Below are 1,986 nucleotides of genomic sequence, written 5' to 3' on the forward strand. Positions count from 1 at the left end.
AGTTTAGGTCATTCTACAGCTTATTTAGAAGAGTCATGTACAGGCAAACTACTAAAAATCAATTCAGCAACTTTTACATATCCTTTTGAGTTTGGATGAATTAAATCTGTAGACCAAAGCGTATTGTCATTAACTAAATGATGATTCCAGAAGTCAACATGATGAAGCTTATACTCTCTACTCAGTGAAAGTATAACTTCATTTGCCTCTAATAATTGTTCTTTTAATACTTGTTTTTTTCAGAAGAAAAGGAAGCCGAACTGTAAAATCTGGAAGGTTTGCTATAATAATATCAGCATCTGTTTTACTTAATGTATCTATCATAAATTCCATATCGTTCTTATATGCTTGATGATTCCAACGTCCTTTTAAAACATCGTTTGCACCTGCAATTAGACTAACCAAATCTGGATTAAAAGTTAATGCCCTTTCCAATTGCTGTGAGCGAATTTCTTTAGTTACTAACCCACGCTTTGCAAAATTAGCATATTCTATATCGTTTACACACAGTTGAACAAAATGATCCACCCAGCTTTTTAATGCTATTCCCTCAACTTCATCCCCTATCCCCTCTGTAAAACTATCACCAATCGCTACAAAACGCTTCCACATATCTAGTCCCCCTTTTTGCTATTTATATCTACACTATACAATAGTTCACAACGTAATTGTTCTTTCTAAATGTTTTTCGATTTCAATTAAATTCCATAGGGGATTTTTAAAATGAACAATTACAAATAGATTAAACTATTTCACATGAACAAAAACAGGAAAATCTACGTTATTTTCTCGCAGAAATAGGTTGAGACCAACTATCTTTGTCATTATCATTTAAGCTTACTTGAAAAACATATATAGGTTGAGAAAAACCTTTCGAATCAGCGTGGTAATCTATTTTATAATCTGTAATGACTAATGTATCACCTGCTTTGAAAGATATTATGGGATCAAAGTCTCCTTGTTTTAGTTTTTGAAATGCTTCTTTGGGCGACAGAATTTCAACATCTCGAATATGTATTTTTTTTGTAACTAGCTCATTGTCATCATGCATTGTTGTAATTTTCTCTTTGTAAACAGGCATTTTTTTACCTTCGTCTTTTAAATCTATTAATGTTTTTATAGTGACATCAGTCATATCTGTTTTTGTAATGGGATCAAAAGACGTATTCCCAAATTCCTTCATTTGATACGAAATTATTATTCCAAGTGCAACAAAACTTACTGTAATCGGAAGAAATAAATACTTGATCATTTGTGTATCCGTTTCTTTTTTCTTCAACAATATCAGTACTATATTTTACCATAGAATATCCTAGCATCATCCCTAAAGTATTATGAAGTAAATCGGCTAGTTCCATACTTCCACGTTGCATTGTAAATTCAAGGATTTCAATCAATAAACTTGCTATAATTGAGCTGATTAACATCCATTTTGTTTTTTGAAAAACATTACTAAATAAAGGTAATAAAATTCCTAACGGAAAAAGCATACCTATATTCACAATGATATGGAAAAAAGAAGAAAATGAAAAGGTATTCCATGCTTTTTTATAAACACTAAGTACATCAAAGTCAATTGTTCTTGCAAAGATCATATCATCTGGACGACCAAATGAAGTAGCTGATAATGCAAGGGAATAATATCCTATTATTAATATAAATAATATAATTTGTTGTACGGTAAATTTTTTTCCTCCTTTACATACCTTTTTGTATACTACAAAATAGCTAAAAACAACTATGAGTAGTAACAAGAATGTGAGTTTTATTGTAGGAATTGCAACGGTAACAAGTAGTTCGGAAATAAAGTTCATTTTACACCTCTGTTTTTACGAATAAAATATTCAATAGTTTTATATAACATTCTAGATAAAGATAGCAATGTTTTGTTACCCCTAATAATTATTAATATAGAATTAAACCTGTACTCTTGAAACTAGCTTTATATGACCAAGCGGCTACAAGGAAACTAGCGTTTTACTAATT

General features: G+C 30.4%; 2 pseudogenes. Both read right to left on the reverse strand.

The window, feature by feature from the left end:
- Positions 1-20: 20 nt before the first annotated feature.
- A pseudogene (locus CDB3_RS11810) lies at positions 21-612 on the reverse strand (SGNH/GDSL hydrolase family protein).
- Between the two features lie 169 nt (positions 613-781).
- Positions 782-1,814: pseudogene (locus CDB3_RS11815) on the reverse strand (VanZ family protein).
- Positions 1,815-1,986 lie beyond the last annotated feature (172 nt).

This window comes from Bacillus sp. CDB3, assembly GCF_002081505.1.
GTDB lineage: Bacteria > Bacillota > Bacilli > Bacillales > Bacillaceae_G > Bacillus_A > Bacillus_A cereus_AT.